The sequence below is a fragment of the Streptomyces chisholmiae genome (assembly GCF_031845445.1).
Lineage (GTDB): Bacteria > Actinomycetota > Actinomycetes > Streptomycetales > Streptomycetaceae > Streptomyces > Streptomyces chisholmiae.
This window is the reverse complement of record NZ_JAVREO010000003.1, coordinates 230,943-254,901: the sequence shown is the minus strand read 5'-3', so window position 1 is coordinate 254,901 and position 23,959 is coordinate 230,943. Positions and strand designations below refer to the sequence as shown.

21 protein-coding genes are annotated in these 23,959 nt (G+C 73.7%); 5 read left to right on the top strand and 16 right to left on the bottom strand.

Annotation, left to right across the window (positions count from 1 at the left end; translation table 11 throughout):
• Positions 1-37: 37 nt before the first annotated feature.
• The 7 genes from RM844_RS06195 to RM844_RS06165 all read right to left on the bottom strand — a co-directional run bounded on the left by RM844_RS06195 (position 38) and on the right by RM844_RS06165 (position 6,853).
• Complete coding sequence (locus tag RM844_RS06195) at positions 38-946, bottom strand: Gfo/Idh/MocA family protein (protein WP_311665671.1); 909 nt, start codon at positions 944-946, stop codon at positions 38-40.
• A gap of 121 nt (positions 947-1,067) precedes the next feature.
• Positions 1,068-1,739: a uracil-DNA glycosylase gene (gene ung, locus RM844_RS06190; RefSeq protein ID WP_311666152.1), complete on the bottom strand. Its 672-nt coding sequence runs from the start codon at positions 1,737-1,739 to the stop codon at positions 1,068-1,070.
• A gap of 101 nt (positions 1,740-1,840) precedes the next feature.
• The gene (locus RM844_RS06185) at positions 1,841-2,563 is read right to left on the bottom strand and encodes an SDR family oxidoreductase (RefSeq protein WP_311666151.1); all 723 of its coding nucleotides are present in this window, start codon (positions 2,561-2,563) and stop codon (positions 1,841-1,843) included.
• A gap of 73 nt (positions 2,564-2,636) precedes the next feature.
• A complete protein-coding gene (gene fabG / locus RM844_RS06180) occupies positions 2,637-3,407 on the bottom strand; it encodes a 3-oxoacyl-ACP reductase FabG (RefSeq protein WP_311665669.1) in 771 nt (256 codons plus the stop codon).
• A gap of 136 nt (positions 3,408-3,543) precedes the next feature.
• Complete coding sequence (locus RM844_RS06175) at positions 3,544-4,002, bottom strand: DUF3037 domain-containing protein (protein ID WP_311665667.1); 459 nt, start codon at positions 4,000-4,002, stop codon at positions 3,544-3,546.
• Positions 3,999-4,904 carry a HipA family kinase gene (locus RM844_RS06170; protein WP_311665665.1) on the bottom strand — a complete coding sequence of 302 codons (906 nt, stop codon included), beginning with the start codon at positions 4,902-4,904 and terminating at the stop codon, positions 3,999-4,001. Before RM844_RS06170 ends, RM844_RS06175 begins: the two co-directional genes overlap by 4 nt.
• Before the next feature lie 119 nt (positions 4,905-5,023).
• Entirely contained in the window at positions 5,024-6,853 is a 1,830-nt protein-coding gene (locus RM844_RS06165; protein ID WP_311665663.1) for a protein kinase domain-containing protein, read from the bottom strand.
• Between the two features lie 344 nt (positions 6,854-7,197).
• Between RM844_RS06165 and RM844_RS06160 the strand changes: the two genes are divergently transcribed.
• Entirely contained in the window at positions 7,198-9,006 is a 1,809-nt protein-coding gene (locus RM844_RS06160; protein WP_311665662.1) for a protein kinase domain-containing protein, read from the top strand.
• A gap of 51 nt (positions 9,007-9,057) precedes the next feature.
• On the opposite strand, the gene araD is transcribed toward RM844_RS06160, so the two are convergent.
• The 3 genes from araD to RM844_RS06145 all read right to left on the bottom strand — a co-directional run bounded on the left by araD (position 9,058) and on the right by RM844_RS06145 (position 13,212).
• Positions 9,058-10,776 (bottom strand): L-arabinonate dehydratase, encoded by a 1,719-nt coding sequence (gene araD / locus RM844_RS06155; RefSeq protein WP_311665659.1) that lies wholly within the window; start codon positions 10,774-10,776, stop codon positions 9,058-9,060.
• Entirely contained in the window at positions 10,773-11,690 is a 918-nt protein-coding gene (locus RM844_RS06150; protein WP_311665657.1) for a dihydrodipicolinate synthase family protein, read from the bottom strand. The genes araD and RM844_RS06150 overlap by 4 nt, the downstream gene beginning before the upstream one ends.
• A 67-nt stretch (positions 11,691-11,757) precedes the next feature.
• Positions 11,758-13,212, bottom strand: a complete 1,455-nt coding sequence (locus RM844_RS06145; RefSeq protein WP_311665655.1) for a Gfo/Idh/MocA family protein — start codon at positions 13,210-13,212, stop codon at positions 11,758-11,760.
• Positions 13,213-13,484: 272 nt separating this feature from the next.
• Here RM844_RS06145 and RM844_RS06140 point away from each other — a divergent pair, with 272 nt between their 5' ends.
• Entirely contained in the window at positions 13,485-14,543 is a 1,059-nt protein-coding gene (locus RM844_RS06140) for a LacI family DNA-binding transcriptional regulator (protein ID WP_311665652.1), read from the top strand.
• A gap of 55 nt (positions 14,544-14,598) precedes the next feature.
• On the opposite strand, the gene RM844_RS06135 is transcribed toward RM844_RS06140, so the two are convergent.
• A complete protein-coding gene (locus tag RM844_RS06135) occupies positions 14,599-15,735 on the bottom strand; it encodes a hypothetical protein (protein WP_311665650.1) in 1,137 nt (378 codons plus the stop codon).
• Between the two features lie 192 nt (positions 15,736-15,927).
• On the opposite strand from RM844_RS06135, the gene RM844_RS06130 reads away from it, so the two are divergent.
• Positions 15,928-16,359, top strand: coding sequence for a hypothetical protein (locus RM844_RS06130; RefSeq protein WP_311665648.1), 432 nt, complete (start codon positions 15,928-15,930; stop codon positions 16,357-16,359).
• A 229-nt stretch (positions 16,360-16,588) separates the two neighbouring features.
• Positions 16,589-17,998 (top strand): sulfatase family protein, encoded by a 1,410-nt coding sequence (locus tag RM844_RS06125; RefSeq protein ID WP_311665646.1) that lies wholly within the window; start codon positions 16,589-16,591, stop codon positions 17,996-17,998.
• A gap of 97 nt (positions 17,999-18,095) precedes the next feature.
• Here the strand turns inward: RM844_RS06125 and RM844_RS06120 are convergent, their stop codons facing one another.
• The 5 genes from RM844_RS06120 to RM844_RS06100 form a co-directional block, all read right to left on the bottom strand.
• Entirely contained in the window at positions 18,096-19,715 is a 1,620-nt protein-coding gene (locus RM844_RS06120) for a PH domain-containing protein (protein WP_311665644.1), read from the bottom strand.
• Positions 19,712-20,254, bottom strand: coding sequence for a PH domain-containing protein (locus RM844_RS06115; protein ID WP_311665642.1), 543 nt, complete (start codon positions 20,252-20,254; stop codon positions 19,712-19,714). The genes RM844_RS06120 and RM844_RS06115 overlap by 4 nt, the downstream gene beginning before the upstream one ends.
• 184 nt (positions 20,255-20,438) lie before the next feature.
• Positions 20,439-21,221, bottom strand: a complete 783-nt coding sequence (locus tag RM844_RS06110) for an SAM-dependent methyltransferase (RefSeq protein WP_311665639.1) — start codon at positions 21,219-21,221, stop codon at positions 20,439-20,441.
• Positions 21,222-21,357: 136 nt separating this feature from the next.
• Entirely contained in the window at positions 21,358-21,918 is a 561-nt protein-coding gene (locus RM844_RS06105; protein WP_311665637.1) for a hypothetical protein, read from the bottom strand.
• Positions 21,908-22,579 carry a TetR/AcrR family transcriptional regulator gene (locus RM844_RS06100; RefSeq protein ID WP_311665635.1) on the bottom strand — a complete coding sequence of 224 codons (672 nt, stop codon included), beginning with the start codon at positions 22,577-22,579 and terminating at the stop codon, positions 21,908-21,910. The genes RM844_RS06105 and RM844_RS06100 overlap by 11 nt, the downstream gene beginning before the upstream one ends.
• Positions 22,580-22,895: 316 nt before the next feature.
• Here RM844_RS06100 and RM844_RS06095 point away from each other — a divergent pair, with 316 nt between their 5' ends.
• On the top strand, positions 22,896-23,672 hold the full coding sequence (locus RM844_RS06095) for a CPBP family intramembrane glutamic endopeptidase (protein WP_311665633.1): 777 nt from the start codon (positions 22,896-22,898) through the stop codon (positions 23,670-23,672).
• Positions 23,673-23,959: the final 287 nt, after the last annotated feature.

Here is a 23,959-nt window from a genome sequence, read left to right as displayed (position 1 = left end):
ATCCACCGACCGGCCGCGCGGGACAACCGGCGGCCGGTCAGTAACCGTCCTGACCCTGGACGCCGCGCACCACCCGCTCGCACAGCTCATGGGTGCGCAACGCGTCCTGCGCGTCCAGCGTGTGCCCGGTGCGCACCGCGTCGAGGAAGGCGACGACCGCCTGCTCGATGCCGCGCTGCCGGGCCACCGGCACCCAGTCCCCGCGCCGGCGCACGCTGGGCTGGCCCTTGTGGTCGATGACCTCGGCCAGGTTGCGCACCTCCCGCTTGGTGTCCTGCCCGGAGACCTCCAGCACCTCCTCGGCCGAGCCGGAGAGGTGGTTCATCGCGCCGATCGCGGAGAAGCCCTCCCCGGCCAGGTGCAGCACCACGTGGTGCAGCCGGCCCTGGCTCGTCCGGTGGCTCAGGTGGACCTGGTCGATCGGGGCGGGCGCCAGGAAACGCAGCGTGTCCACCACGTGGATGAAGTCGTCGAAGACCATCCGCCGCGGATCCTCCGGCAGCCCCCGACGGTGCTTCTGCAACACCACGAGGTCCCGCGGCCCCTCCAGGCACTGGGCGTAGGCGGGGGCGAAGCGGCGGTTGAAGCCGACGGCCAGGCTCACCCCGAGGGTGTCGGCCAGCTCCACCAGCCGCTTCGCCTCGGACAGTTCGTCCGCCAGCGGCTTGTCGACGTAGGTGGGTATGCCGCCGGTGAGCAGCCGGGTGACGATCTCCGGATGGGTGGCCGTCGGGGTGTGCACGAACGCCGCGTCCAGCCCGACGGCCAGCAGCGAGGACAGCTCCCGGTGCAGCGCCTCCGGCGGCAGCCGGAGCGCCGCGCCGGCCCGCTCCAGCGTGGCCGGGGTGCGGGTGTGCAGATGGAGGCTGATCCCGGGACGCGCGCCGAGCACCGGCAGATACGCCTTGTGCGCGATGTCCCCGAGCCCGATCACGCCGACCTTCACGGAACTGCTCCTCGGTGTAGGTGTGGGGGTGGTCCGCGCGCCGCCACGGCGCGCGGACCGGCAGCATACGCGGACCAGCTCGACCCTCGAACCCCCGCTCCCCGGCACCGAACCGGCCGGCTCAGCGCCCCAGGTCGGGGACCCGCCAGTCGATCGGGGCGTGCCCGTGCAGGGCGACCGCCTCGTTGATCTGAGTGAACGGGCGGGAGCCGAAGAACTTCTTCGCGGACAGCGGCGACGGGTGCGCGCCCTCCACCACCGCGTGCCGCTCGGTGTCGATCAGCTTGAGCTTCTTCCTGGCGTAGGCCCCCCACAGCACGAAGACCACCGGGTCGGGGCGGTCCGAGACGGCCCGGATCACCGCGTCCGTGAACCGCTCCCAGCCCCTGCCCTTGTGCGAGTTGGGCTCGCCCGAGCGGACCGTCAGCACCGCGTTCATCAACAGCACGCCCTGCCGCGCCCAGGGCAGCAGATAGCCGTTGTCCGGGATGGGCAGGCCCAACTCCGCGTGCAGCTCCTTGTAGATGTTGCGCAGCGAGGGCGGCACCCGCACCCCGGGGCGCACCGAGAAGCACAGCCCGTGGCCCTGGCCCTCGCCGTGGTACGGGTCCTGGCCGAGGACCAGCACCTTGACCTCGTCGAACGGCGTCGCCTCCAACGCCGCGAACACCTCCTCGCGGGGCGGGTAGACGGGTCCTGCGGCCCGCTCCTCCTCGACGAACTCGGTCAGCTCCTTGAAGTAGGGCTGATCCAGCTCCTCGCCCAGCACCTTCTGCCAGGAGTCGGGCAGCATGCCGTTCACGATCTTCAACCTCCGAGGTCACGCGGTGAGAGAACACCACGCCGCCAGCACGGCGCGGTGTGTCTCACAACGTACCGGGCGGCACTGACACTTCAGCCCGTTCCCGCGGTCAGGCCCACCCCGCCGTCCACCACCAGCGTCTGGCCGGTCAGCCAGGCGGCCGCCGGCGAGCTGAGGAAGGCGACCACGCCGGCCACGTCGGACGGCACGCCCAGCCGCCCCAGCGGGTAACCGGCGGCCAGCCGCTCCTCGTTGCCCTCGTACAGCGCGCTGGCGAACCGGGTCTTGACCACGGCCGGGGCGACCGCGTTGACCCGCACCAGCGGGGCCAGCTCGTGCGCCAACTGCTCGGTCAGGTTGACCAGGGCGGCCTTGCTGACGCCGTAGGCGCCGAGGAACGGCGAGGCACCCAGGCCGGCGACGGAGGCGATGTTGACCACCGTGCCGCCGTGCTGGTGCTGCCACGCCGACCAGGCGCGGCGGGCGAAGCCGAAGGCGGAGAGCACGTTGATCTCGAAGACCTTGGCCAGCAGGGCCGGTTCGACGTCGGTGAGCGGGCCGAACGCCGGGTTGCTCCCCGCGTTGTTCACCAGGTGGTCCAGCCGGCCCCAGGCCGCCAGCACCCGCTCCACCACCTCGGCCTGGTGCTCCGGGTCGTGCGCCTTGCCGGCCACCCCCATGGCGTGCGGCCCCAGCTCGGCGACGGCCGCGGCCAGCCGCTCGGCGTCCCGGCCGGTGACACAGACCCGGTCGCCGCGGGCCACCAGGGTGCGGGCGATCTCCAGGCCGATGCCGCGGCTGCCGCCGGTGACCACGGCGACGGCGGACCCGCCCGGTGGCGGCTGGCTGCCGGCGGTCGGCTCGGTCGGGTCAGGAGCGTCGGTGGGGTCAGTCAAGGGGACCCCCGGCGACGTAGAGCACCTGGCCGGAGACGAAGCCGGCGGCCTCGCTGGCGAAGAAGGAGACCGCGTGGGCGATGTCCTCCGGCCGGCCGACCCGGCGGACCGGGATCCGCTCGGCCGCCGCCTGCTGGAAGTCCTCGAAGCCGACGCCGACCCGGGCGGCCGTGGCGGCCGTCATGTCGGTGGCCACGAAGCCGGGGGCCACCGCGTTGGCCGTGACGCCGAACTTGCCCAGCTCGATGGCGAGCGTCTTGGTGAAGCCCTGCAGACCGGCCTTGGCCGCGGCGTAGTTGGCCTGCCCGCGGTTGCCCAGGGCGGAGCTGGACGAGAGGTTGACGATCCGGCCGAAGCCGGCCGCGACCATGTGTTCCTGGCAGGCCCGGGACATCAGGAAGGCGCCCCGCAGGTGCACGCCCAGCACCGTGTCCCAGTCCGCCTCGGTCATCTTGAAGAGCAGGTTGTCCCGCAGCACGCCCGCGTTGTTGACCAGCACCACCGGGGGGCCGAGCCGCTCCGCCACCTGGCTCACCGCGGCCCGCACCGCGTCCGCGTCGGAGACGTCGCAGCCGACCGCCAGGGCGCTGCCGCCGGCCGCCTCGATCGCGGACACCGTCTCCCGGCCCGACTCCTCCGTCAGGTCGAGCACGGCGACCCGGTGCCCGTCGGCGGCCAGCCGCACGGCGGTGGCGGCCCCGATGCCCCGGGCCGCGCCGGTCACCAAGGCGACGCGCTGCTCCGGCTGTTCCGTGGTGGTCATGGATGGGCCTCCTCGCCGTCGAGTGACGCCCGCCGGGCCGGGCCCGCCGAGCGATGCTACTGACACGTAACTACCATCCGCCACCGACAGAACGGAACCCCACCCCCCGGACAGCCGCGGTGCCGGGCCGGGGCGCTCAGCGCACCAGGAGGGTCAGCAGGCGCTCCAGCTCGGCGTCCGGGTCGGCGGTCAACCCGCTGTGCACCGGCCCGGGTTGGACCACCGTGCTGCGCGGCGCGATCAGCCAGCGGAACCGGCGCCCGGCCTCGTCACCGGCCGCCGGGCCAGCCTGCGGCCCGCCGGCGCACACCCGCTCCACGGCGTGCAGCGCGGCGCGCACGCCGGCCACGTCCGCCCCCGGGTCCAGGGCCAGCAGCCGGTCGGTGTCCAGGTGGGTGCCGGCGGCCAGGAAGGAGAGCGGCCGGGAGTAGAGCAGCACGCCGGCGTTGATCGCCTCCCCGCGCTCCACCCGGGGCACCACCCGCAGCAGCGCGTACTCGAAGACCGCGCGTGACGCGGCCCGTTCCGGCGACGCGGCCCGTTCCCGCGGTGCGATCCGTTCCCGCGGTGCGATCCGTTCCTGCGGTGCGGTCATCGGGTCGCCTCCCGTGCCTGGTCGGAGCTGCCGGTCGTGGGCTGGCCGGTCGTGGGCTGGCCGCTGGTGGGCTCGCCGGTCGCCGGCGGGCCGGTGTCGGGCCGGCCGGTGAGCCAGCCGGGGGCGCCGGAGCCGCGCGGCGCGGTGCGCTCGCCCAGCGAGATCCGGTCCCCGACGGTGGCGGCGCGCGCCAGCAGCACGTCCCGGTAGGCGGCGCGCAGCGCGTCCGGGGTCGCCAGCCCCGGCTCGGGGGCGAGCCAGGCGTCGGGCACCTCGGCCAGCGTCTCGTCCAGCAGCTCGGCCGTGACCAGCGGTGTCAACGCGGCGGCGGCGCCGGCCAGGTCGGGCCCGAACGGGGCCAGCGCGTGGTCGGCGGCGGGGAAGCTCCGGGCCGCCGAGGCGGCGGCGGCCGGCCAGTTGTGGTGCCAGATCAGCGCGGCGCCGTGGTCGATCAGCCACAACTCGCCGTGCCAGACGAGGAGGTTGGGGTTGCGCCAGGACCGGTCCACGTTGTTGACCAGGGCGTCGAACCACACCACCCGGCCGGCCTCGTCCGGGTCCACCCGGTAGGCCAACGGGTCGAAGCCGATGGAGCCGGGCAGGAAGTCCATGCCGAGGTTGAGCCCGGCGCTGACCTTGAGCAGCTCCTGCACCTCCTGGTCCGGCTCGGCCAGCCCGATCACCGGGTCCAGCTCCATCCGGACCAGCTCCGGCACCCGCAGCCCGAGCCGGCGGGCCAGCCCGCCGCAGATCACCTCGGCCACCAACGACTTGGGCCCCTGCCCGGCGCCGGTGAACTTCATAACGTAGGTACCCAGGTCATCCGCCTCGACGATGCCGGGCAGCGATCCGCCCTCGCGCAGGGGGGTGACATAGCGGGTGGCCAGGACGTGACGGAGCATGTCCGTAGGCTATACGCCGCCGTTGCCCCGACATCGACGGCGGACCCTCCCGGTGCCGCCGAGCCCAGCCGCGCGCGACCGGCGCCAGCGGCGAGGTGACCGGAGCGGGCGGCGGGCGTTCAGAAGTCCAGACTCCAGGAGTTGAGCGTGCCCTCGTCGCCCGCGGCGGTGTCCTCGATCCGCAGGGTCCAGGTACCGTCGGCCACCACGTCCGAGGCATCAACCGTGTACACCCGGGGCTCGTCATCGGGCTCCAACTCGAAGGCCGTGTCATCCGGAGCGACCAGCTCCATCCGCAGGTCAGACGCCCAGGGGTGGCTGATGTCCACGGTGACGCCCAGCGACTCGGACGCGTCCCCACCCAGTCCCTCGACCTCGATCTCCGAACTCACCACGGAGAGATCCTCGATCGCGAGCGAGCCGGGACCGTCGAACGAGCCACGTTCCAGCGGCCCCGGCTCGATCGGCTGATCGGGTCCGAAGTCCAGCGACCAGGTGTTGAGCGCGCCCTCGTCGCTCGCGGCGGTGTCCTCGATCCGTAGCGTCCAGTCACCGTCGGCCACCGCCTCCGAGGCATCCACCACATAGGCGTAGGGCACGTCATCGGGCCTCAACTCGAAGGCCGTGCCATCCGGAGCGACCAGCTCCATCCGCAGATCAGACGCCCAGGGGTGGCTGATGTCCACGGTGACGCCCAGCGACTCCGGCGCCTGCCCGCCGACCCCGGCGACCTCGATCCTCGACTCCACGGAGGTCAGGTCGGCAATCGTGACCGGCTCCGTGGCGCTGAACGTGCCCTCGCCCGTCCCCGACTTCCCCTGGTTGACCACGACCAGCACGACCACGCACGAGCCGAGGGCGAGGGCGAGGGCGAGGGCGAGGGCGAGGGTGAGGGCGCTCCAGCCCACCCACTTCTTCGCCGGCCCCCGGTCGGGGGCCGGCGCCCGGTGACCGCCAGCGCCCGGCGCGTCACCGGGCGGCCCGGCCGACGTCCCGGAGCGGGTCCGCGCCCTCGCCGGTGGGGTCAGGGCCGTCGCCGTGGGCAAGCTCGCGGACGGTCGCGGCACCGCCGGGGTGGTGATCACGGGGGGCGGCGTGATGGTTGGGTGCGGTGGCGGGAGGACGGCCGGCGGCTGATCCAGCAGGGCGAGTGCCTCGCCGATCGTGGGACGGGCGCCGGGCGCCTTGGCGAGCAACCGCGCGATGAGCGGGCGCAGTGGGCCCGCCCGCACCGGCACCGGCGGCTCGTCGTAGGCGACGGCGTGCAGCGAGGCGGGTTGGGAGCCGCGGTTGAAGGGCGAGGTGCCCTCCAGAGCCTCGTACAGCAGCACCCCGAGCGAGAAGAGGTCGCTCGGCGCGTGCCCCCTCTCACCGTGAACGCGTTCCGGCGCCATGTAGGGAGCGGAGCCGACGAGGCCGCCCCTGAGAGTGAGCGGGGTGTCCGACTCGTGGGTCGCGATACCGAAGTCGGTGAGCAGGATCTCGCCGCTGTCAGCCAGCATGACGTTGGCGGGTTTGATGTCGCGGTGCACGATGCCCGCCTGGTGCGCGGCGTCGAGCCCCCGCAACATGGCCCGGGCCACGTCCGTGGCCTCACGCGCCGTCAGCGGGCCCGACACACGCAGGCGTTCGGCCAGGGAGTGGCCCACCACCAGCCGCATGGCGATCCACGGGATGTCGTCCTCGATGACGACATCGTGCACGCTCACGATGTTGGGATGGTCGCGCAGCCGGGCGGCGTTGAGGACTTCCCGCTCCGACCGCTTGAGCCGTTCCTCCCGCTCGGAGGGCGAGGCGGAAGACGGCAGGGACAGCTCCTTGACGGCCACGTTCGTCTGGAGCCGCTGATCACGTGCCTTCCAGACTCGCCCGAACCCGCCTCCGCCGATCGGTTCGATGAGCTCGTACCGCCCGCCGATCAGCCTGCCCGGCTGCACGGTGTGGTCCACTGCTCGGTACTCCCGGGTTTTCGAATGACAGGGCAGGTAACGCGGCGTAGGCCAGAGAGCCGGGTGAGGCACCTCCTTCGACACCACAGCTGGCTGACAACCACCCTAATCGAAACGGCACTTGCCCAGGGGAGACGCCGGGAGGGCACCGAACCGACCGGCGCCGCGCAGCCACGGAAACCGCCGCCAGGAGCCTGCACCCCGCCGCGCGGCCAGCGCGGGCGGGGCCGCCGGTCCAGCCAGCCCGGTCAACAGGGCTGCCCCGCAGGGGACTTGCGCGCGAAGCGGCGCGGCCCCTTAGGGTTGGTCCGCCGCAGGGGCGGCTCAAGAGCGGAGGAACGGCCATGCAGCCGCTACGGACCGACGATCCCGACCGCATCGCCGACTACCGGCTGCTCGGCAGACTGGGCGAGGGCGGCATGGGCGTGGTCTATCTGGCCAGGTCGCCGCGTGGCCGGATGGTGGCGGTGAAGACGATCCGCGCCGAGTTCGCCGCCGTTCCCGACTTCCGCCGCCGGTTCGCCAAGGAGACCGCCGCCGCCCGACAGGTCGGTGGGCGGTGGACGGCGGAGGTGTTGGCGGCCGATCCCGACGCGGCGCTGCCCTGGGTGGCCACGGCCTTCGTGGCCGGGCCGACGCTCCACCAGGTGGTGGAGGAACACGGCCCGCTGCCGGAGCACTCGGTGCGCGGCCTGGCCGCCGGGCTGTGCCGGGCGCTGGCCGACATCCACGCGGCCGGGCTGGTGCACCGCGACGTGAAACCGTCGAACGTCCTGGTGGCCGTCGACGGCCCGAGGGTGATCGACTTCGGCATCGTCCGGGCCCTCAACCTCTCCACGACCGGCGGGCTGACCTCCACCGGGATGGTGATCGGCTCGCCCGGCTTCATGTCCCCCGAGCAGGTCAGGGGGGAGCGGCTGACCATGGCGAGTGATGTCTTCTCCCTGGGCACGGTGTTGGCGTTCGCCGCCACCGGCCGGCTGCCGTTCCACGCCGAGGAAGGCCAGCCGCACGCCCTGATGTACCGGATGGTGCACGAGCCGCCGGATCTCACCGGTGTCCCGGAGTCGCTGCGCGACCTGGTCGAGAGCTGTCTGGTGAAGGACCCGGCCGGCCGGCCGACCGCCGCCCTGCTGCGGGACCGCGCGGATGCCCCCGCCGAGGCCCACGGCCCCTGGTTGCCGCCGGAGGTGCTGGCCCGGCTCGGCGAGGAGGCGGCGCGCCTGCTCGCCTGGGAGGACCCGCACCCCCGGGTGGACTCGACAGCCGACACGTCACCCGGCGCCGCGCGGGCGGCCGCCGACGCCGCGACCAGGCCGGGCCCGCCCGTCGCCGCGCCCACCGCCCCCATCACCACGGCGGCCGTCGGCCCGCCGCGGCCCGCGCCCGCCGAGGAGTCCGCCCCGGCCGGGCGCGAACCGGGGCCGCCACGACGTCTGTTGGTGGACGAACGCCGTGCCGCGCCCGGGTCGTCGCCGGCCGACGTGCCCCGCCGGGTCCTCTACGTGCTGCTGGCGCTCTTCACCGTGGTCTCGTTGGTCAACGGCCTCCACCTCCTCACCGGCCTGGCGGAGGAGGGCAGGTCCGAGGCGGTCGACCGATACGGCGACCTGTGGGCGATAGACCAGGAGGAGACCACGCACGTCCTGCTGGTCCTGAAGGTGGGCGTGGCCGTCGGCCTCCTGGTGTGCTGGCTGATCTGGTGCTACCAGACCCGCGTCACGGCGGAGCGGTTCGCCCCCGGCGGGCTGCGGCACCGACCGCGTACGGCGGTGACGAGTTGGTTCCTCCCGGTGGGCAACCTCTTCGTGCCCAAGCAGATCGCCAACGACGTCTGGCACGCCTCCAGCGCGCCCCGCCCCGGCGGCGGGATGGCGCCGGCCGGCCCGCTGCACGCGTGGTGGGCCCTGTGGCTGGCGACGTTCCTGACCTGGCCGCTGTTCTGGACTCCCCCGCTGGAGACGCTCAGCACCCATCGGTACGCCTACGAACCCGCGGGCGGCGGCTTCCGCGACTACTACTACTGGTACGCGTTCGAGCCGTGGACCTGGCTCCACCTGCTTCTCCACCTCCTGGTGGTGCCGACCGCGGTCGTCACCGCCTGGTATGTCCGCCGCCTGACGGCCCTGCAGGCCGTCAGGGCCGGCGGCTGACCTCGCCGGAGGCGGTCGGACACCGGCGGGCCCCGCTGGCCCGCCGGTCGGTTAGCCCGCGTGGGGCTCGGGGACCTCTCCCTCGCGGGAGAGGAAGGCGAAGTCGCAGCCGGTGTCGGCCTGCGTGATGTGTTCCTGATAAAGCGCGCCGAAGCCACGCCCGTACCGCGGCTCGGGAGGCGTCCAGGCCGCGCGCCGACGCTCCAACTCGGCGTCCTCGACCTCCAGACGCAACGTCCGCGCCTCGACGTCCAACGTGATCAGATCCCCGTCCCGCACCAGGGCCAACGGCCCCCCGACATGGGACTCAGGCGCGATATGCAACACACAGGCGCCGTAACTGGTGCCACTCATCCGCGCGTCCGAGAGCCGCACCATGTCCGTCACCCCCTGCTTGAGGAGGTAGTCCGGGATCGGGAGCATCCCGTACTCCGGCATCCCAGGACCGCCCAACGGCCCCGCGCCACGCAACACCAACACACTGTCCGCCGTGATCTCCAACGCCGGCTCGTTGATCGTCGCCTGCATCGTCTGGTAGTCATCGAAGACCACCGCCGGACCCGTGTGCTTCAACAGGTGCGGCTGCGCCGCGATGTGCTTGATCACCGCCCCGTCCGGCGCGAGATTCCCCCGCAACACCGCCAACCCACCCTCGGCCAACGGCCGATCCAACGGCCGCACCACCTCGGTGTCATGCGTGGCCGCCCCCACCAACTGCTCCCGCAACGACGCGTGCCCCACCGTCGGCCGATCCAGACACAGATACTCCTCACCCAACCGAGCCAACAGACTCGGCACCCCACCCGCGTAGTAGAAGTCCTCCATCAAAAACCGCCCACCCGGCCGGAGATCCGCCAACACCGGCACCTCACGCGCGATCCGATCGAAATCCGCCAACGACAACGGCACCCGCGACCGACCCGCCATCGCGATCAAATGAATCACCGCGTTCGTCGAACCACCCAACGCCAACACCGTCGCGACCGCGTCACGATAGGCATCCAACGTCAAAAACCGCGACAACCGCGCATCCGACCACACCAGATCAACAATCCGCCGCCCCGCCGCCGCCGCCATCCGACTGTGCGCCGAATCCACCGCCGGAATAGCCGCCGCCCCCGGCATCGTCACCCCCAACACCTCAGCCACCGACGCCATCGTCGAAGCCGTCCCCATCGTCATACACGTCCCAGGCGACCGCGCCAGACCACACTCCAACTCACCCAACTCACGATCCCCGATCCGCCCCGCCCGCCGCTCATCCCAGTACTTCCACATATCCGTACCCGAACCCAACGTCTCCCCCCGCCAATGCCCCCGCAACATCGGCCCCGCCGGCACGAACACCGCCGGCAGATCCACACTCGCCGCCCCCATCAACAACGCCGGCGTCGTCTTGTCACACCCACCCAACAACACCGCCCCATCCACCGGATACGAACGCAGCAACTCCTCCGTCTCCATCGACAACAAATTCCGATACAACATCGGCGTCGGCTTCTGAAACGTCTCCGACAACGTCGCCACCGGAAACTCCAACGGAAACCCACCCGCCTGCCACACACCCCGCTTAACCGCCTCAGCCCGCTCCCGCAAATGCTGATGACACGGATTAATATCCGACCACGTATTCACCACCGCGATCACCGGCTTACCCAAATGCTCCTCCGGCAGATACCCCAACTGCCGAGTCCGCGCCCGATGACTGAACGAACGCAGACCGTCCGTCTCGAACCAGCGCGCGCTGCGCAGGGAGACCCGCTCGCTCATACGCCGGCCCACCCCTCGACGACCTTGGCGACCTCCGCGCGCTCCGCCAGCGACAGCACGCTGCTGGGCGGGCGTACCGACCGGTCGCACAGGCCCCGTACGGACAGGGCCTCCTTCACCACGCTCACGTTGTTCGCGGCCTGGCGGGCCGCGCGCAGCTCCTCGAACGGGCGGATCGACTCCCACACCCGCATCGCCGCCGGATAGTCCCCGGCCCGCAGCGCGTCCCGCATCGCCAACGACACCTCCGGCGCCACATTGACCAGACCCGACGTGAACCCGGAGGCCCCACAGGCGAAGTACGCGGGCGCGTACAGCTCGGCCAGACCGGCCACCCAGACGAACCGCTCCAGCCCCGCGTCCCGCGCCACCGAGGCGAACCGCACCGGATCAGGCACCGCGTACTTCACCCCGATCACGTTCGGACAGGCATCGCCCAGCCGGGCGATGGCCGCCCCGTCGATCAACGGATTCCTGATGTAGGGCACCACACCCAACTCCGGCACCGCCTCCGCGATAGCCCGGTGGTAGTCCACCCAACCGTCGAGCGAGACATACGGATGCACCGGCTGATGCACCATCACCAGCTGCGCGCCGGCCTCGCGCGCGTGGCGGGCCGCCGCGACGGCGGACGGCACCTCGTGCCCGACGCCGACGACGACCTGGGCCGTGCCGCCCGCCTCGGCGACGGTCGCCACGGTCAGCTCGGCCTCGGCCCGGCGCTCGGCGGTGGTCAGCGCGTAGAACTCGCCGGTGTTGCCGTTGGGCGTCAGGGTGCGGACGCCGGCGGCCAACAGCCGCCTGAGCAGCGCCTGATAGGCGTCGGCGTCCACCCGGTCCTCGGCGTCGAAGGGCGTGACGGGGATGGCCACCACGTCGGCCAGGGCGTCCCGTTGGGCCGCGAAGTCGTGCATGCCTGTTCCTCGTTCTCTGTCCGTCGTGGGGCTGTGGCGTGGAGCGGTTGTACCGGTGCGGGGCGGGCTACAGGTCGACGCCCAGGGCGAGTTCGTCGACCGTGACCGGCAACCCGGTGGCCAGGGAGCGGTTGGCGGCGATGCCGACGGCGACGGCGCGCACGCCGTCCAGGTAGTCGGCCGCGCGCCGCAGCGGGTCGGGGGCCAGCCGCAGGTCGCCGCGGAGGATGTCCATCAGGAGGATGGCGTCGCCACCGCCGTGCCCGCCGATGCCGGCGGGGATCGTGACCTCCTCCGTCCGCCGCCAGTGCCGCTGGACCGTCAGGCGCTCCCCCTCGGGCCGCAGCGGGTCGTGGGTGGCCAGGCCCGGGGTGGCGGACGGGTCGAGGATGGCGTTGCCCTCCTCGTCGACCTCGACGAAGCCGCGCTCGATCACCTCCAGTTCGGCCCGGCCGGCGGTGCCGTTCACCGTGACCCGGTAGCCCTCCCAGGGGCTGTGCGCGTTCAGCGAGTAGCTGAGCGTCGCGCCGCGCCGGTAGTCGACGAGGACGGCCATGTTGTCCTCGATGGTGATGCCGGGCGCGAACGGGTCGAGGTCGCGCCGGTAGCCGTCGTGCCGCTCGGCCCGCAGGTAGAGCCCTTCGAGCCGGGGGTCGGAGCGCAGGTCGAGGGAGAACGGGTCGCCGGCGGCGTCGGTGCCGCGCTCGGGCCGGTCCGGCCAGCCGCGGGCCCGCGCGTTCTCGTCGCCGTAGAAGCGCAGGGCGCCCGACGCGTAGACCCGCCGCGGAACGTCGTCCAGCCACCAGTTGACCAGGTCGAAGTGGTGGCTGGCCTTGTGCACGAGGAGCCCGCCGGAGTTGGCCTTGTCCCGGTGCCAGCGGCGGAAGTAGTCGGCGCCGTGCACGGTGTCCAGCGCCCACTCGAAGTGGACCCCGGTGACCTCGCCGATCGCGCCCGAGGCGATCACCTCGCGGAGCGTGGAGTTCCTGGGCGCGTAGCGGTAGTTGAAGGTCGTCACGACGCCTCGGCCGGTCTCGGCCACCGCCCGGGCGATGCGTCGGCTCCCCTCGGCGTCGGTGGCCAGCGGCTTCTCCACGACGACGTCGGCGCCGGCGCGCAGCGAGCGGTCGACCAGCTCGGCGTGGCTGTGGTCGGGGCTGGTGACGATGACGATGTCGACGCGCTGCTCGGCCACCATCCGTTCGAGCTGGTCGGGCGTGTAGCGGGGCAGCGGCGCCGCGTCGGGCCGGGCACGCCGCAGCTCGTCGTCGTACCAGTCGACGCGGGCCGGGTTCGGGTCCAGCCAGGCGACGATCTCCCCCACGTCGGCGTGGTCCCCGGTCAGGGCGGCCACGTACATGCCGGCCCGGTGCCCGGTGCCGACCACGGCGTAGCGCCGGCGGGCGCGGCCGGGCGGCGGTGGCGCGAAGTCCGGCACGACGCCGGCGGCGGGCGAGCCGCTGCGGCTGGACGGGGGCAGGGGTGCGGTCGGGTTCTGGTCGATGGGGCCGGAGGTCGTCATGGCTCGTCCTCAAGGGGCTCTGGGTGCGTCGTGGTCGGTGGACCGGAGGGCTCGGCTCGGCTGGCGCAGTCCACGGCATGACCGTTCACTCTGGTGGCGCGGGTCCGGGCGGTCCCGCGTTTCTCCTGGTCGCGGATCCACCCAGGCTAGGGGGCGTTGAGGAGGTGATTTTCGGGGAGCACCCGCCATTGAGTGAACGGTCACTCGACGGTAGTGAGGCAGCCTTCGCCGTGTCAAGATGGGCCAGAGCGCACATCCGGGAAGGGACGGCGATGACCACTGAGCCCCTCGGGGGCGGCCGTACGGCGCCACGGCGACCGACGATGCGGGAGGTCGCCCGCCTCGCCGGGGTCTCCCACCAGACGGTCTCCCGCTATTTCAAGGCGGACGACACCATCCACGCGGAGCTCCGTCAGCGCATCAGCGTGGCCGTCGCCCAGCTCGGCTACCGGCCCAACCTGGTGGCCAGGGCCATGCGCAACCGCCGCACCGGCCGGCTGTCGTTCCTGCTGCCGCCCGGCACGGCGGCCAGCTCCCTCGAACTGCTCGCCGGAGCCCAGGAGGAGGCACACCGAGCGGGGTACGGGACGGAGGTCTTCACCCTGGACGGCCCCCTGGAGACCCGGGCCGAGCGGGCTCTCGAACTCGCCGACTCCGGCTTCTACGAGGGCATCCTGGCGCTCACCCCCCTGCCCCTTGACACCCGGCGGGCCGCCGGCGACACCCCGATCGTCATCGCCCCGCACTACGACCAGCACATGCGCAGCATCGGCCAGTTGGCCGACGCCCCGGACCTCGACGAGATCATCACCCGGCTGGCGGCGCTGGGGCACCGGCGGTTCCTGCACCTGGGCGGCGACTACCGGCACACGTCCGCCCGCCGGCGGCGCGACGTCTACCTGGAGACGATCGACCGCCTGGGGCTGCGCTCCCACGCGGTGATCGACTGCGCCTGGCGCGCCGAGCTGGCCCACCGGGCCATCCTCGACCTGCCGGCGGACAGCGGGGTCACGGCCGTGGTCGCGGCCAACGACGTGGTGGCCGTGGGGGCGATCAGCGCGGCGCTGGCCCGTGGCTGGCGGGTGCCCGAGGACCTGAGCGTGACGGGCTGGGACAACAACCCGGTCGGGGCCGCCATGACGCCGTCGCTGACCACGGTCTCCGTCGACCACGAGGAACTCGGGCGGCGGGTCAGCCGGGAGCTGCTCGCGACCGTCAGGGAGGAGCCGGTGCCGGAGGAGAACGAGGGGTTCACCCGGGTCTTCTGGCGTTCCTCCACCGGGCCGGCGCGGTCGGACACGGGCGGGGCGTCCCTGGGCCGCGGCCGCTGACGGGGGCAGGAGACGGGGCGCAGGGGGCAGACGGGCAGGGCGGGAGGCAGGGGCGTCAACGGCCCCGGTTCGTGCGCTTCCTCGCCGTCGCGGACCTCCTCGCCGTCCCGGACTTTCTCCGGGGCGCGGTCCCTCCCGCGGGCGTGGTCCGCGCCGACCGCGCGCTGCGGGCCGGCATCGCCGCCGGCGCCGCCTTGGCCTCGTCCGCCACCTTCTTGGCCTTCTGCGCCTTCTTGGCCTTCTGCGTCCTGTTCACCTTCACCACCAGGTAGCCGAGCAGCACCCCGGTGACCGGGACGGCCAGCCAGCCCGATCCGGCGATCAACGCCGGCCGCTCGTGTGCCTGGTCCAGGAGGCAGTAGAAGCCCTCCTCGCACAGCACCGGGCCGCGGTAGCCGCGCGGGGCCGGCGCGGCGAAGAGCACGGAGAACGAGGCGGTGGTGAGGCCGATGCCCAGCGCCGCCAGCAGGCCAGCACCCGGACGGGTCAGCCGCGCCCGGCGGTTGACCGCGAAGACCGCGCCGGCGACGCCCAGGACCACCGAGGCCCCGACGGACGGCAGGAAGACCCGTGGTCCCCCCGGCCACCGCTCGGCCAGCGCGAAGTAGTCGTCCTCGAAGAGGTTGGCGGACACCAGCGCCGCGATCAGCAGCACGCAGAACAGCACCGTCCCACAGGTGCTGATCAGCAAAGCGGCCCGCTCGCCCGGGGTGTCCGCGCCGACGGTGCCGGCGATCACCAGCGCCCCGACGAACAGGGTGAGCAGGGCGACGCCGAGCCCGGTGGCCGTCGCGCCGGGCGCGTGCGCGTCGAACAACTCCCGCAACCCGCCGAGGAAGGCCCCGGTGGACGAGCGGGCGGGAACCGACGACAGCAGGACGAGCAACGCGAAGCCGGTAACGACTCCGGCCACGGCCACCGTCCACCGCGTGGCCCGGGCGCCGAGCCGCAGCCTCGGCCCGACCCGGTGCGGCGACTTCCCCGTCACCGAGAGGAAGATCACGACCAGCGGCCCCAGCGCGCAGAGGAAACCGAGCGTGACGGCGAAGCCCGTCGGTCCGCCGGGCCACCTCCGGGCACCGGCGATCAGGGTGTCCTCCAGCGCCGCGACCACGCCCATGGCGCCGAGGAACCCCACGATCGTGGTGACGACGATGATCCACGGGGCGGGGGTCGCGGCGGCTCTGGGCATCGGGTCCTCTGTCGGTCGCTGGGTCGGCTGGCTCGGCCCGGGCCCCAACCCGCTGGGCAGGCCACGGAGGTTGGCAGCATCTCACCCGCCGGCGCGGCGAGCCGCCCCGGGACGGCGCCCGGCGGGTGCCGGCGCGATGGGCGGCGTGGCCGGCTGGGACGATGGCCGCCTCGACGCCGAGGAGCCGTCCGGATGCGCACACCCGCCGACTGTCTCTCGCTGGCCCGCGACACGCGTTGCGGCGCCGCCCTGGGGGAACTCGCCCGCTGCCCCTACCCGTTCGTCTGGCGCGCGGTGGCGGCCAACCCGCACGCCCCGCCGGCCGTGCTCGTGGCCCTCACCACCGCCCGCAGCTCGGCGTGGGCCGACAACGGGCTTCTGCGTCTCCTCGCCGCGCACCCGAACGCCGACCGGCGGGTGCTGCGCGCCGTCCTCCGAGCGACGGCGGCGGGACTCACGGAGGGTGAACGGCCGTATGCCGCCGTGCTGGTGCTGGCCGAGCGGGAGGAGCTGGCCGTGGCCGAGGTGGCGCCGTTGGGGGCGCTGCGCGGGGCGTCGGCGCGGCTGCGGCGCGGGCTGACCCGGCGGCTGGCGGCCCGGGGCGCCGCCGCCGAACGGGGCTGAGCCCGGCCGAAGATCACGCCGCTTTGCGATCTCGTGAACTCGGCGGCGCCGCGCTTGCCCCGCCCCGGGGCCGCTGGCAAAGTCCCAGGTGGTGAGGCCACAAGCCAGTCACCAGTGAGCGCGCGTCACCTTCGTCGAACGATGCCGGGGTGCCTCCGCCCCGCCGCTCCCGGGCGCCGTCGCCCTCCCCCCCTCTTCCTCCCTCCCCCTCTCCGAGGATCGGTCTGACATGCCCAAAATATCCCGTCGGGTCTTCGGCGGACTGGTCAGTGGCGGTGCGGTGACGGCCGTCGCCGGCACGGCCGGCACCGCCGAGGCCGCCGCCGCCACGCCCGCCGAGCGCCCGTTCCAGGCCCGCCCCGCGGGAGGCCGGCCGCGCCGGCGCCCCAACATCCTGTTCATCCTCGCCGACGACCTCGGCTGGGCCGACCTGTCGTCCTACGGCTCGCCGCACATCCGCACCCCGAACCTGGACCGACTGGCGTCCCGGGGCGTGCGGTTCACCGACGCCTACTCGGGCTCCGCGACCTGCTCCCCGACCCGGTTCAGCCTCTACACCGGCCGCTACCCGGGGCGCACCCCCGGCGGGCTGGCCGAGCCGCTCGGCAACCGCAGCCAGGGCCTGGACCCGAACCACCCCACGCTGGCCTCGCTGTTGAAGGACGCCGGCTACGCCACCGCGCTGATCGGCAAGTGGCACTGCGGCTGGCTGCCCGACTACAGCCCGACCAGGTCGGGTTGGGACGAGTTCTTCGGCAACTTCGGTGGCGCGCTGGAGTACTTCTCCAAGCTGGGCCAGCTCGGCGACTACGACCTGTACGAGGGCGACGCCACCTACCACGACCTGCGTTACTACACCGAGGTGTTGACCGAGCGGGCCGTCGAGTACGTCCGCCGGGACCACGACCGGCCGTGGCTGCTCAACCTCAACTACACCACCCCGCACTGGCCCTGGCTGACGGCGGACGACGAGGAGACCGGCGCGGAGATCGCCGAGCGGATCCGGTCGGGAAACGTGCTGGGCGCGCTGCGGCACGCCGACGGCGGCTCGGTGGAGAAGTACCGGGAGATGGTGGAGGACCTGGACGCCTCGGTGGGCCAGGTGCTGGACGCGCTCCGCAGGTCCGGGCAGGAGGAGAACACCGTCGTCGTCTTCGCCAGCGACAACGGCGGCGAGCGCTTCTCCTACCAGTGGCCACTCAGCGGCGCCAAGTCCGGGCTGCTGGAGGGCGGGATCCGGATCCCGACGATCCTGCGCTGGCCGGCCGCGGTCGACGGTCGCCAGGTCAGCGACGTGCCGGTGTACTCCCCCGACTGGACGGCGACCCTGCTGGAGCTGGGCGGCGCCCGGCCCGACCCGGCCTACCCGCTGGACGGCCACAGCCTCGCCGACTACCTGCTGCGCGGCGCACGGGTGCCGGAACGCGACCTGTTCTGGCGGGTGCGCGGCAGCCGGGCGCTGCGGCGCGGCGACTGGAAGTACCACCAGGACGCCAACGGCCGGGACCACCTGTACAACCTGGCCGATGACGCCCGCGAGCAGGCCGATCTCGCCGGCCGGCGGCCCGAGTTGCTGTCCGAGCTGCGGGCCGCGTGGGAACGGATCGACGACGAGCTGCTGCCGTACCCGACGAGCTGACCGACGGGTCGGGCGTCGCGGGCCGGGGCGGCAGGGCCCCGGCCCCGGCCCTGGCCCCGGGCCCTCGGCCGGGCAGCGGCAGGCGTCGGGCCCCGGGTCAGCCGCCCCGGGGCGCCCCGTCGTCGTCCGCCGGCGCCCCGTCGCGCCGGACCAGGAACCGCGTGAGCAGGTCGGGCACCGCCTCGTCCGCGAAGCGCAGTCCCTCGGGCAGCAGCACGTCCTTCACGTGGTAGGCGCCACGCCCACCCGCGGTCGTCGCCGTGACCCGGCACAGCCCCGAACGTCGCTGCCACGCCCACTGGTTGATCCGCCACCCGACCACCCCGTCGCGGCGCAGCGCGATGGTGCGGCGCTTGAGGGAGCCGTGCCGGGTCACCAGGTAACGTCCCGTGACACCGTGCCCGAGGTTGCGGTACGCGTCCACGGCGAAGCAGCACCCCACGGCGTACACCACCAGCGCCGTGACCCAGCCGAGGTGGATCAGTACCGGGGTCAGCAGCGTCCCGAGCAGCGCCAGGACGCCGCCCAGCGAGGTGCCCACGGCGCACACCAGCCGCAGTCGGCGGTGCAGCGCGTGCCGGGTGTGCGGGATGAGGCGGACCGCCGCCGTCGGGTCCCGTTCCTCGCGCAGCACGGCCGCCGCCACCCGGTGCGCCTGCCGCAGCGGGGCCGGGGGCAGCAGCACGCTGCTGTTGCTGGCGCTGATCTCCTCCTCCGCCGTGCCCGCCCCGGTGACGACCGCGTAGGTGAGCGCCCCACCGCCCCAGCGCAGCGACAGCGGCTCGGCGACCTCCACGCCGCGCAGTCTGGCCTCCTCCAGGGTGACCGACCGGGCCACGAACAGGCCACGGCTGGTCCGCAGCGTGCCGTGCGGCTCGCGGAGCAGCCGGAAGCCCCACCACGTCTCCACGAACATGCCGAGCGAGCCCACCGTGCCGGCCAGCGCCATCGCCACCACGGCCAGCAGCACGACGGGCCACAGGTCATCGACCGAGCCCAGCCAGGCGATCAGCCCGGGTATCACGGTGTTGTCGGGGTCGGCGCCGAGCAGGTCGAGGCCCTCGTACAGGGCGCCCACGAAGCTCAGCCCGAGCAGTGGCACCGACATCGACAGCGGCGCGTACCGGAGCCAGCGCCAGTCGAGCACGGCCAGGGTCCGCTCTCGCCCGCCGTCCGCGGCCGGGTCGTCCGGCCGGCGCGACAGCCGCTCGCGCAGCGCCTCGCACTCCTCGGCGGCCAGGGCGTCCAGGGTGAGGGCCGCACCGGCGGACGAGCTGACGCGCTGGCCCGTGCCGACCTTGACGGTCGCGATCCCCAGGAGCCGGTGCATCGGCTCCGCCGTCACGTCGACGCTGCGCACCCGCTGGCGCGGGATCGAGCGGTGCCCGCGCACCAGCACGCCGGTCCGCAGCTCGACGAGGTCGGACGTCACCCGGTACGTCGTCCGGCGCCAGCGCAGCGCCTCGTACCCCAGCACGCCCAGCACGGGCGCGGGCACCGAGACGTGCAGCCACCAGGGGGCGCCGCGCCACCACATGACCAGGGCCGCCGCGAGGACCAGCAGCAGGCACCAGGCGCCGACGGCGGCGATGACGCGCGGGTCGAGCCGCCGCCAGGCGGTGTCGGCACCGTTCCCGGCCGGCGGGTCGGGGTCCGCCGTCGGTGCCTCGGCCGGGTCCGCGGGCAGCCGGTCCACCTCGCCCGGGTCGGCGCTCATGTCGCGTCCCCCGGCGCGGCCTGGGTGAGGCGGGTCAGTTCCTCGCTCAGGTCGCGGGCGACCGCGTGGTCCAGGCCGTCGATCCGGACCGGTCCGGCCGCCGAGGCGGTGGTGATGGTGACCGTGGACAGCCCGAACAGCTGTTGGAGCGGGCCGCGTACGGTGTCGACGGTCTGGACCCGGGACAGCGGCGCGATCCGCCACTCCTGCCGCAGCCAGCCGGCGCGGGTGAAGACGGCGTCGGTCGTGTGCTCCCACCGGTGTACCCGGTACCGCCACCAGGGCATCACCAGGACCGTCAGCAGACCGGGCACCCCGACGGCGGCGGCGGACAGCAGCAGCCACGGACGGGCCGGGGTGATCAGCACGGCGAGGAGCACCAGCACGAGGACCGGCGGCAGCACCACGGCGACGGCCTGCGCCGCCCACCAGCCGATGGAGCGGCGCTCCACCCGGCGGCTCGGCGGGCGCAGCGCCAACGGGGCGTCGTCGGCACCGACGGTCGGCGCGATCGGCTCGTCGGTGGGGGGTTCGGCCATCGTTCAACTCCACAGCGGTCGGCGCCCGGTTGGTCAAGGGAGGGGCAGGCCGTCCACGGGCTCGGCGCGGGGTCCGTGCGCGGCGATCTCCCGGCCACGACTCTAGGTGGTGCCCGACCTGCGCCGCCGACCGCCCGCCGGCCGGGGCCGGTTGGCGCCCAGGCGGCGGGTTCGGTGGCGGTGGTCAGCGCTTGACGGCCACCCCGCCGTACTGGTGCACCTCGGCCGGCAGGCCCAGGGCCAGGGTGTCGGGGTGCCAGCGGGAGCAGGAGACCACACCCGGGTCGAGCAGCTCCAACCCGTCGTAGAAGCCGAGTAGTTCGGCCGGCTCGCGGAGGATGTACGGCACCGGTGCCTGGGCGTTGTAGCCGCTGATCGCGGTCACGTAGTCGCCGCTGGTGGCGGTGGAGTCGTAGTGGACCAGGTAACTCCCGGCGGGCAGCCCGGCGGTGAGCCGACGGGCCAGGTCGCGGGCCTCGTCGAGGTCCTCGATGTGGCCGAGGATGCCCATCAGCATCAGCGCGACGGGCCGGTCGAAGTCGAAGTGCTCGCGGGCCCGTTGGAGAATGGTCTCGGGGTCGCGGATGTCCGCCTGGAGGTAGGCGGTGGACCGCGCCACCTCGCTGGTGAGCAGGGCCCGCGCGTGCGCGATGACCAGCGGGTCGATGTCCACGTAGAGGGTGCGGGACTCGCGCGCGACACGCTGGGCGATCTCGTGGGTGTTGTCCACGGTGGGCAGGCCGGTGCCGATGTCGAGGAACTGGCGCACCCCGTGCTCGCCGGCCAGGTGGCGGACCGCCCGGGCCAGGAAGTACCGGGCCGCCTTGGCCCCCAGGACGATGTCGGGGAACTGGCGCGCGAACTCGTCGCCGGCCGCCCGGTCCACCAGGTAGTTGTCCTGCCCGCCGAGCCAGTAGTTCCAGATCCGGGCGGAGTGCGGAACGGTCGTGTCGATCGCGTCGCTCATGCCAACTTCCTCTTCTGTCCGTGCGGTTGGAGCCGGGGTGATCGCGGACAGGGTCGGTCGCCGAAGCGTCCCACGTCAAGGCGGTGCGCCACGCCGGGGGTTGCCGACGGCCCGTGCAACGGGGCTGGTGGCGGGCTCAGTTGGCGGGTTCGATGCGGAGGACGGCGGCGGCGTCGGAGGTTTCGACGACCTCCAGGCTCATGGCGTCGTTGATGGTCGCGACGACGCCTTCGGCACAGCTCAGGCCGACGCCACCGCCGCCCGCCGAGGAGACGCCCCCACCGCCGGAACAGCCGGCCACGCTGTAGCCCGAGCCGGTCAGCGGCGCGGCCATCTCGACCTCGCCGCCGCCGATCGCGATCACCTCGATCGGGCCGAGGCCGTAGCTCTCCGGCACCTCCAGGACGTCCCCCACCGCGACCTCGACCTCGCACGAGCCCTCGGCGCACGGCCCGGTCGGCGGCGCGGGCGGGGACGCGTCGGCCTCCGTCTCGGCATCGGTCTCGGCATCGGGGTCCGGATCGGTTCCGGGGTCCGCGTCCTGGTCTTGGTCCTGGTCTTGGTCCTGGCCGGGGTCCGCTTCGGTGGGCGCGGGGCGGGCGGAGTCCGCCGGGTCGGAGTCACCGGCGCAGGAGGTGAGGGCGCCGAGGACGAGGGCGACGGCGACGACCGCGGCGGATGACGGTTTACGCATCATGGCCGCCATGGAACCCGACACCGTTCGGGACCCCTCCCGCGCCGGCACCCGCCGTCCGCGCCAGCAGGGTGGCCAACTCCCGTCCGTAGTGGGCGGGGTCGGTCTCCGGCCGGGTGGCCAGCTCCAGCGGGACGGCCTCCAGGGCACCGATCGTGGTGACGGCCAGCAGCCGGGCGTCACCGGGCGCGAAGTCGCCGGCGGCCTGCCCGTCCCGGAAGAACCGCTCCAGTCGGGCGGTCGCGGCGGCCCGGTGGGCGAGCGCCGCCTTGGCGCCCGTCGCGGTGTCCCGGGCGTTGTTCCTGATCGTGCCGAGGGCGTTCACCTCGCTGGGGTGCGCGGCGAAGAACTCCACCTGGGCCTCGACCATGGCGCGCAGCGCCGCGTGGTGGTCGCTCGCCGCCCCCGTGCGGTCGGCGATCGCCGCCTCCAACGCCTCGGTGACCTGGGCGACCACCGCGCCCACCAGGTCCTCCTTGTTGGCGAAGTGGTAGGAGATCAGCCCCGGGCTGATCCCGACACGGCGGGCGATCCGGGCGAACGAGGCGCCGCCGTAGCCCTCCTCGGCGAGCACCGCGATGGCGCCGGCGACGATCTGGTCCCGCCGGGCGGCCTCGATGAACGTCTGCCCGCCGCGTCGCTCCGTCCGCGCTCTGCTCGGCAATCCCGTCCCCTTCGTCGTGTCCCCTTCTCGCTGCCGAGCACCCAGTCTAGGGAGCCCACGGGGGCGGAACGGGCCCGTGGTCCGCGACCCGGCGGGATGGGTGGCCCGTTCGCCCTGGTATTTTCCTGGTTATGCGACCAAATTTTTGGCAGGCCGGCCAACCGGCCCCGCCCACGGCCGGGTCGCCCGGCCTTCCGCCGCGTGATGCCGCAGTGCGCGGCGGCACGCGGTCCGGCTTCCGGGGGGCGCGCGTGCCGGGGACGCGCGTGCCGGGTGCCGACGTTCCGTGGCCCGGTGGGCGCGGGGCGGCGATGCCGTGAACGCCGTCCTGGCGGCCCTGGTCACGGGGGTGTCCCATCTCGCGCTCGTCGCCGTGGTGTGCGGCCCGGTCCTCTGGTGGACGCGGCGGCGGCGACCGGACGCCGCGCCGGAAACGGTGTTCGGGGGCCGGCGGGGCGCGGCGCTGCTCGCGGTGGCGGCCGGGAGTTACCTGGCGGTGGTCGTGCTGACCCGGCTGCCCCGGCTCGGGCCGTTCGCGGAGCTGGAACGGAACTGGCAGGGGCAGCTGCTGGCGCTGGGCCTGTGCGGCCTGCTCCTCGCCCGGCACCCGCTGCTCACCGCGCGCGACGTGGGGTTGCGGCGGCCCCGGCCCGGCTCCTGGCCGCTGGTGGCCTGGGCCATCGGCGGTGCCGTGGCGGTGCAGTTGGCGGTCGGCCCGATGGGCGACGAGCGGGCGCCCGACGCCGAGACCTTCCTCAACTCCGCGCTGATGCCCGGCCTTTGGGAGGAGCTGTTCTTCCGCGGGGTGTTGTGGGCGCTGATCGCCGCGGCGCTGCCGGCGGGCGGCAACCCGCTCGGCCTGCCCATCAGTTGGGCCATGGTCCTGACCAGTCTGCTCTTCGGGCTGGGGCACGGCGTGCTGCTCGACCCGGCGGACGGCCTGGTGTTGGACCCCGGCCTCGTCGTGACCAGCACGGCCGCCGGCGTGCTGTTCTGCTGGCTGCGGGAGCGGGCCGACAGCGTCTGGCCGGCCATCGTGCTGCACAACCTCATCAACCTCAGCGGCCTGGTCCTGCTGCACGCCGGCAGGTGACCGCCGGCCGGCGGGGCGTGGCACGGCGGAACGCGCCGCTCGTCTCCTCGAAGCGGCAACTACCCCTCGGCGCACCGGAGTCGATCGGCCGGGCGTAGGCGGCGAGAAGCGGCGGTCCGGGACGCCCGCCGGGCCGGCCCGGGCCGTCCGGCCGGCACTCGGTAGGGTGCGGTGACCTCGCGCTTCTTCCGACGGGGACGGGGCGGGGCGACCTGGCGGGCGGAACCGGGCGCCGGGGCCGTCGTGGCGGAGCGTCGGGGCCGTCGTGGCGGGGCAACGAGCGGAAG